We start from the raw sequence: 7,958 nt of genomic DNA, 5'->3' as shown, positions 1-7,958 counted from the left end.
AGAGCGCTTGACTGGCAGTCAAGAGGTCAGGGGTTCGATCCCCCTCGTCTCCACCATCGTGAATGTAAAGGCCTTCGGAATTCCGAAGGCCTTTTTTCATGCCAAAACACTACGCGCCACAAACCCCACCTATGCCAACAAAAAGTTGCACAATTTATTTCCCATGTCTGTACATAGTTTGTTAGACTAACGCAATTACCAGTGCAGCTCGCCGTTCCATTAGTGCTTAAGGAACGCCCCTAATCACCGCCAATACCTCAATAACCTGCATCAATGTGAACAACATTCCAAAACAACACCCTTGAACACGCTAAATGAACGATATGTTGTCCACCACAAGCCAAATCAGGTTCGTTACCAGCTTGTGCTAGGATACTTAGCGTTACATGAGTTCAACTGTGCTCGCGGCTCCAGCAAGTCGCAAAGCGCAGGGTCGATAAGCATCCGGCCGTAACGGCGGTGCCAGAAACACCACGAGCTCCAATAAAGAAGTCATGCGGCTCTTTAAATTTGTGTTGATTTATTTATGAGATGCAAATTCTAGTAGTTCGTATGCCAATACGTAGCAGTCTTCAGCTGTTTGCGTGCGGTACAGTTTTGTACCCGCTTGACTGGCTCGCACGCAGCCAGCTGGGGATGCGGTTATTTTGCGATACACGTCCGCGTCTCTAGCAACTGCATTTGTACATACCGTTCACGGTGGGGCAGAGCCACGTGCTTGTCTGACTGGGCTCAGGGTTTGAATATGGAGCGCCTTCGCGCACAAGCGCCCTGGCGAAGCCATACCCAAACCCCGTGAGCCACACGTAAGACAGCAAGGGGGTGGTGCTCGTGTGGTATGTGATCCAAGTCATTAACGGTCGCGAAGACGTAATGCGTGAGCGCATTGAGCGCACGGTGCCGACTGGTGCCATGCAAGAGCTCTTTTATCCCCAATATCAAACCGAGATCAAGGTACACGGCGAATGGGTCAAGACGACCAAGCCGCTCTTTCCCAGTTATCTCATCTGCGATACGGCAGACCCTCAAACTGTGCAACAGTATCTGCTACGCATGGACGACTTTGCCCGGGTGCTTTCCCAGGACGGTCAGTTTGTGCCGCTGGCAAAAGAAGAGGTCCAGCTTATTGGCGGCTTTACGCATAGGGGAGACCGCGTAGTGCCCATGAGCGAGGCCCTAAAAGACGGTGACCAGGTCGTAGTTACGGCAGGTCCGCTGCTGGGCCACGAAGGCCTTATCAAAACAATTAACAGACGCAAGAGCACTGCTTATTTGGAGCTCGACCTGTGCGGCCGACGCGTAACCACCCGCGTTGGCCTCGCGGTGCTTTCCAACGAGCAGCGTGTGATGCGCAACCTTAAAAAGGCGATCGCCTAGCTGCGTGCGGTCGCTACGCAGAACAGGGAGTATCCCCGGCCCGGGGACGAAGTGTTGGAAGAGAACGTTTCAGATAAACCTCAATATGCAAAGGATGCGCCCGCGGGGGCAGCGCTCATCGCTCAGGCCATGGACCGGCGTGAAGGCGTTGGTCGCTACAAGGCCATGCAATCCATCATGGACTGGGACCGCTCGCGCCTGGCCTACAGGGCCGTCAAGCGCGCATTCGACATCGTATTCAGCGGTGCCGCGCTCGTCCTCATCGCGATCCCCAGCCTCGTACTCGCCGCTGCTATCCGCCTGGAGAGCGAGGGGAGCCCCTTCTACAGCCAGATCCGAGTGGGACAGACCCGCCCCGACGGAAGCCTGACCACGTTCCGCATGTGGAAGTTCCGTTCCATGTACAGGGACGCCGACGAGCGCCTCGCCGAGCTCAAGGAGCAAAACGAGATCGCAGGCGCCATGTTCAAGATGAGGGAGGACCCGCGCGTCACCAAGATCGGGAAGTTCATCCGCAAGCACTCCATCGACGAGTTCCCGCAGTTCCTGAACGTGTTCCTGGGTCAGATGTCCGTGGTTGGCCCCAGGCCGCCGCTGCCCAACGAGGTCGCTGAGTACACGGAGTACGACCTGCAACGATTGGCAGTGAAGCCTGGCATCACCGGATGGTGGCAGGTGACTGATCGCAACTCAACTGGGTTCGATGGCATGGTCCGCCGTGACCTCGAGTACATAGCCAAGCGCGGAATTGTCACAGACCTCAAAATCGTTTTCCTCACGGTTCTGGAGGTCTTCAACGGGAGCGATGCGTACTAATGCCTAGTTTTGATACCCGAAATAAATCGGAGAAGAAAATGAAGATCGCTGTCGCCGGTACCGGCTACGTCGGCCTGTCCCTCGCCGTCCTGCTCTCGCAGCATAACGAGGTGCACGCGCTTGACATCGTGTCCGATAAGGTCGAGAAGATCAACAGCTACCAGTCGCCCATCCAGGACGACGAGATCGAGCGCTTCCTGGCGGAGGCCAAGGTGGGGGAGCGCAAGCTCGACCTCCACGCCACCGTCGACGTGGCCGAGGCCTATACGGGCGCCGACTACGCTGTTATCGCCACGCCCACCAACTACGATTCGGACAGGAACTTCTTCGACACGAGCTCCGCCGAGGCCGCCATCGCCGCCGTGCGCTCGGTGAACCCGGACGCCTGGATCGTCATCAAGTCGACTATCCCCGTCGGCTACACCGCTGGGCTTCGCGAGAGGTTGAGCGACGACAAGATCTTCTTCAGCCCCGAGTTCCTGCGAGAGAGCAAGGCGCTCTACGACAACCTGCACCCCAGCCGCATCGTGGTGGGCGCGCCCAAGGACGACCCCGAGGCCGTGGCCGCCGCCGAGCGCTTCGCCGGTCTGCTCGCTCAGGGCGCCGATCCAGTCGAGCTCGAGCGTGTCAACGCGGACGGCTCAAAGGGCATCCCCGAGCTCGTGCTGGGCACCACCGAGGCCGAGGCCGTGAAGCTGTTCGCCAACACCTACCTGGCGCTGCGCGTGGCCTACTTCAACGAGCTCGACACCTACTGCGAGGTCCGCGGCCTCAACACACGCGACGTCATCGAAGGCGTCTGCCTGGAGCCGCGCATCGGATCGCATTACAACAACCCCAGCTTCGGCTACGGCGGCTACTGCCTGCCCAAGGACACCAAGCAGCTGCTTGCCAACTACAAGGACGTGCCGCAGAACCTGATCGAGGCCATCGTGGAGGCCAACCGCACCCGCAAGGACTTCGTCGCCGACGAGGTGCTGCAGATGGTCTGGGACCGCGTGTATGCCGGTAAGCAGAAGCCGATCGTGGGCGTCTACCGCCTGACGATGAAATCTAACTCCGACAACTTCCGCGCGAGCTCCATCCAGGGCGTCATGAAGCGCGTGAAGGCCAAGGGCGTGCCCGTGGTGGTCTACGAGCCCACGCTCGATGCACCGGAGTTCTTCGGCTCCGAGGTCACGCACGACCTGGAGGCCTTCAAGGCCGGCTGCGACGTGATCGTCGCCAACCGTTGGAGCGACGAGCTCGCGGACGTGGCGGACAAGGTTTATACGCGCGATTTGTTTAAGAGGGATTAGTTCATGACGAGGTGTCGCAAGGACATAAAAGTGTGCTTTGCTGCGTCATCTGGTGGGCATCTGGAGCAGTTACTTGAGCTTAAGCCTTTGATGGAGCGCTACGACAGTTTCATCCTCACCGAGAAGACTGCCTACGATGCCAAGCTGCCCGTGCGGGCTCGCTATGTGCGCCAGGTGAATCGACACGAGGCAAGCTTTCTTCCTCGAATGATTGTCAATGCCGTGACGTCTCTACGTTATTGGCTCACTGAACGCCCCGACGTGATTGTGTGCACGGGGGTACTGGCCACCATCCCGTTTTGCCTGATCGGGCATGCAATGGGCGCCAAACTTGTGTATGTCGAGTCTTTCGCGAAAACTGACTCACCAACCATGACGGGAAAGCTGCTGAGTAAACGCGCCGATCGCTTTTACGTGCAGTGGGAGTCGATGCTATCCGTGTACCCTAATGCCCGCTTTGTCGGTGGCGTGTACTAGGGAGGCTGTCACATGATTTTCGTTACCGTAGGCTCCCAGAAGTTCCAATTCGACAGATTGATCAGGGCGGTAGATGCTCTCGTTGCAAGCGGTGTTGCTGGGGATGGAGCTTTTGCTCAAACGGGTGTATGCACTTACATTCCTGAGAATTTGGAACACGAGGCATTTCTCGATCGCGATTCCTTCCGCATTCATATGGATGCTTGCGATGTCGTGGTAACCCATGGAGGCACTGGCGCCATCATCGGCGCCGTTAAGGACAACAAGAAAGTCATCGCTGTTCCGCGTCTAGCAAAATACGGCGAACATGTGGATGATCACCAGATCGAGATTGTTCGACAGTTCGGGGACATGGGTCTGATCGAGCCGTGTATGGACCCGACCGACCTGCCCGCCGCTTATGCGCGGGTGCTTTCCAAGGATTACCTGCCCTACAAGAGCAACGCGGCGCGATTCTGCGCCGACCTTTCTGATTACATCGATGGCGTTGGAGGCGTGCGATGAAACTAAAGAAAAGATTCGCGCTTTCTCTGAGGAACAACTTGCGTTTTATCCCCGATGAGGTATTTATACGCATGTGCTTCAAAGCAAAGCTGCACTATAAGCTCGATCTTGATCATCCCAAGACCTTTAATGAGAAGCTACAGTGGTGCAAACTGCATTATCACAATCCAGTCTTGACCACACTTGTTGACAAGTATGACGTGCGATCCTTTGTCAGGGAGCGTATCGGCGATGAATACCTTGTGCCGCTTTATGGCGTCTACGATTCGGTGGAAGATATCGACATTGATGAGTTGCCGGAAAAGTTCGTGCTGAAGTGCACACACGACTCGCAGAGCACAATCGTGTGCACAGATAAATCCAGATTCGATTTTGAGGTCGCCAAGAAACGCCTACGCACCGCGCTTCAACGGAACTGGTACTGGCAGGGTCGGGAGTGGGCCTACAGGGATATAACGCCTCGTGTGGTGGCCGAGGCGTACCTTGACGAACCGGGTAGGCAGACCCCGACCGACTATAAGTTCTACTGCTTCGACGGAAAGGCGGCACTCGTGCAGACCGATGCCGACCGCTTCACAGCGCACGACATGCAGTATTTCACTCCATGCTGGGAACAACGTGGAGACATTAATCACGAAGTGTCCAATCGTAAACCTACCGAAAAGCCCGAGAACTACGAATTGATGCTCAGGCTTGCCGAGACGTTGGCGGAGGGTCTTCCGCACGTACGAGTTGACCTTTACAACATCGCGGGCAAGCCTTTCTTCGGCGAGATGACTTTTTACACTGGGGGCGGTTTCGATCCCTTCTACGCTGATGAGGAGCAGCCGGATGGGCTCGATTGCGAACTGGGGAGCAAGATGGAGTTGCCAAAGACCACTACTACTGGAGCATGTTAATGAAAGACAAGTTCTTCTCTGTTCTATACTCACTTTACCTCTCGATCTATCGCTTTGTCATGCGGCAGGTCTACATCTGTATCGACCGGGACAGGGCCAAAGGCTGCGCACCCATCAAACCTGAGGACAAGCGCGCCATCTACGACTACTGGAAGCGCTACGGGCTGAAGCCGAAACTCGACGACTATCGTCTTTACGCGGACCGCGGACTTAAGCCCGAACCAGGCCTGATCTCCACGGAAATCTGGACGGAGATCATAGAACCAAACCACAACGCACTTAAGTACTGTGGGGCCTTCACTGATAAGAATTATTTCGACCTTGTGCTGGGCAGGGAGAATACGCCCGACACGGTCGTGCGCTGCATCTCGGGCAGCCTACTTGACGGTGAATACCGCCCTGTGACTGCACAGCAAGCGGCAGATTTACTCGCGAAAAATTCCAACTATATTTTGAAGCCGACCATCGAGTCCGGTGGCGGACGTGGCGTTTCCAAGGTGAGCGGCGCCTGCATGGATGCTGAGCAAATCGAGCGGGCTCGAGCTGACTTCGACGGCAACTTCTGCGTTCAGGAGATCTTCAAGCAGCACAAGTTCCTGCAGTCCTTCAACCCAACCTCGGTGCAGTCCGTGCGCGTTGTGTCGGTTTTCCTCGACGGCAAGGTTGACATTCTGTGTGCCTCTATGAGGATGGGCAAGGCCGGCAGCGTCGTGGACAACTTCGTTTCCGGTGGCTACGCGGTGAGCATCGATGTGGAAACTGGCGCGATCGGCGGCAAGCTCGTAGACCATGACATGAAAGTCTACACTGCCCAGGAGGCTGGAATGAAGAGGAGCGGCGAGCGCATTCCGTTCTGGGAGGACGCGAAACAACTCGTGTGCGACCTGCATCCGAGGCTTGCCCATTTCGGCATCATCAGTTGGGATGTCACCCTCGATGAGTCGGGCGTCCCTAAGATTATTGAATACAACCTCATCGACTCCCTCATCGATTGGCACCAGATCTTTATCGGGCCGATTCTTGGCGACAAGGAGGCTGAGCTTCTCCCTAAGCTTCTCAAGAAAAACCCCTACCTTCAGGCATGATGATGAAGCAGCTTGTAATTCTAGCCAACAAATATCCAAACGAGTTCGACCCGAACATTAATGTTTTCACGCAACAGACCGCGTGGACCTTTGCTGATCTGGGGTACGAATGCGTTGTGGTGTGCCCCTCTGCGGTCAACTTGAATAAGACCAACCGGAAGCTGCCCCTAGAGACCGTTGAGATGACCGAGCAAGGCAACAACGTTCGCATTGTGCGCCCCCGCTACCTGAGCATGGGCCAAAGGCCTGGTCCCCTCAACAAACAGCGTGTCAGTTTTACCGTGTCGAACTATGTTGGTGCTGCAAACAAGGCCTTGCGCGATTTCTCCATCGACCCTGCGTTGTTCTTCGGGGAGTTCCTTTGTCCTTGCGGCGTTGCCGCAGCGAAGCTCAGTAAGACGACTGGAGTCCCCTCGTTCTTCCAAAGTGGCGAAGGCCTTTATTTTGGCGATCGGTATTTTGGCAACGATGCGTTGGCCAAAGTCTTCGACTCGCTATGCGGAGTCGTGGCTGTTTCACAGAACAACAGGGATTACCTGCTCCATGCTGGAGTTGTCAAGCCGAAGCAGGTCTTAATTTCCCCGAATGGCTGCCGCGGTGATCGCTTTTACCCTCGCGATAAGAAGGCTTCTCGACGCTTACTTGGATGGGATGAAAACGCTTTCGTCGTGGGTATGGTGGGAAGGCTCGAGACGGAAAAGGGCCCCTTGCGTCTGAAGCAGGCGGCTGAAAGCCTCGACGCTGTATATTTTGCTTGTGCGGGTAAAGGCCCGCAGGATCCCTCGTGCGAGCGGTGCTTAAATGCTGGGCCGGTTGATAATAGCGAGTTGCCGATTTTCCTGAGCGCTTTGGACGCCTTTGTCCTTCCCACGCAAATCGAAGGATGTTGTACGGCTATTGTCGAGGCGATTAGCTGCGGACTACCCATCATTTCTGCTGATCGGAGCTTTAACTACGACATATGCGGGGATGACAACTCGATTCTCGTCGACCCCGATGACATAAATGCGATTGCCACCGCTATTGCCCGGCTTCGTGACGACGGCGAGCTGCGCGCCCGTTTGGCCCAGGGGAGCCTTGACAGGGCTCCGAGACTCGAGCTGCGTAAACGCGTCGCTTCGATCGCAAACTGGATGGACATGATGACCAACGGCGCGTTAGCAACCTGTAAGGTGGGGGCCGTAAATGTCTAGTACTTATGTGCCTAATACTTGGGTTGAGACTTATGAAGACAACGGACTCGTTACCGACTGGTATATCCAGTCAATCGGAGAGACGTTTTCTGACATAGGGGCTAACGTTCGATATGTCCCTGACTGCATACATAGTGGAGACCCTAAACGAGATCTGTATTTTGTCTCTGAGGCAAAGTCAGCGGCACTCCTAGTTGCCAGAGGTTGCAAGCACTTAGTTTATTGGGCTCAGGGGATTGCGCCCGAGGAGGACTATCTACGGTTCGGCAGCAAGGCGCGCCGATTTGCTCTTAGCGTTTGCGAGAAGAC

General features: G+C 55.8%; 9 protein-coding genes. All 9 read left to right on the top strand.

Annotated features, from left to right (window positions below; genetic code table 11):
* The coding region (locus tag JMJ97_RS08870; protein WP_260699993.1) for a hypothetical protein at positions 1-190 on the top strand (190 nt) is incomplete at its 5' end.
* Positions 191-825: 635 nt separating this feature from the next.
* Positions 826-1,377 (top strand): antiterminator LoaP, encoded by a 552-nt coding sequence (gene loaP / locus JMJ97_RS08865; protein WP_260699992.1) that lies wholly within the window; start codon positions 826-828, stop codon positions 1,375-1,377.
* 54 nt (positions 1,378-1,431) lie between these two features.
* A complete protein-coding gene (locus JMJ97_RS08860) occupies positions 1,432-2,193 on the top strand; it encodes a sugar transferase (protein ID WP_260699990.1) in 762 nt (253 codons plus the stop codon).
* Between the two features lie 38 nt (positions 2,194-2,231).
* Positions 2,232-3,491 (top strand): nucleotide sugar dehydrogenase, encoded by a 1,260-nt coding sequence (locus JMJ97_RS08855; RefSeq protein ID WP_260699989.1) that lies wholly within the window; start codon positions 2,232-2,234, stop codon positions 3,489-3,491.
* Between the two features lie 3 nt (positions 3,492-3,494).
* Complete coding sequence (gene pssD / locus JMJ97_RS08850) at positions 3,495-3,968, top strand: PssD/Cps14F family polysaccharide biosynthesis glycosyltransferase (RefSeq protein WP_260699988.1); 474 nt, start codon at positions 3,495-3,497, stop codon at positions 3,966-3,968.
* Between the two features lie 12 nt (positions 3,969-3,980).
* Positions 3,981-4,472, top strand: a complete 492-nt coding sequence (pssE, locus tag JMJ97_RS08845) for a PssE/Cps14G family polysaccharide biosynthesis glycosyltransferase (protein WP_260699987.1) — start codon at positions 3,981-3,983, stop codon at positions 4,470-4,472.
* Positions 4,469-5,371 (top strand): ATP-grasp fold amidoligase family protein, encoded by a 903-nt coding sequence (locus JMJ97_RS08840; RefSeq protein ID WP_260699986.1) that lies wholly within the window; start codon positions 4,469-4,471, stop codon positions 5,369-5,371. The genes pssE and JMJ97_RS08840 overlap by 4 nt, the downstream gene beginning before the upstream one ends.
* A complete protein-coding gene (locus JMJ97_RS08835) occupies positions 5,371-6,456 on the top strand; it encodes a sugar-transfer associated ATP-grasp domain-containing protein (RefSeq protein WP_260699985.1) in 1,086 nt (361 codons plus the stop codon). Before JMJ97_RS08840 ends, JMJ97_RS08835 begins: the two co-directional genes overlap by 1 nt.
* Positions 6,457-6,458: 2 nt before the next feature.
* On the top strand, positions 6,459-7,649 hold the full coding sequence (locus tag JMJ97_RS08830) for a glycosyltransferase family 4 protein (protein ID WP_260699984.1): 1,191 nt from the start codon (positions 6,459-6,461) through the stop codon (positions 7,647-7,649).
* Positions 7,650-7,958: the final 309 nt, after the last annotated feature.

This window comes from Collinsella aerofaciens, from assembly GCF_025289055.1.
In the GTDB taxonomy this organism is placed as follows: domain Bacteria; phylum Actinomycetota; class Coriobacteriia; order Coriobacteriales; family Coriobacteriaceae; genus Collinsella.
The sequence above is the reverse complement of the archived record's forward strand: the minus strand, read 5'-3'. Positions and strand labels throughout refer to the sequence as shown.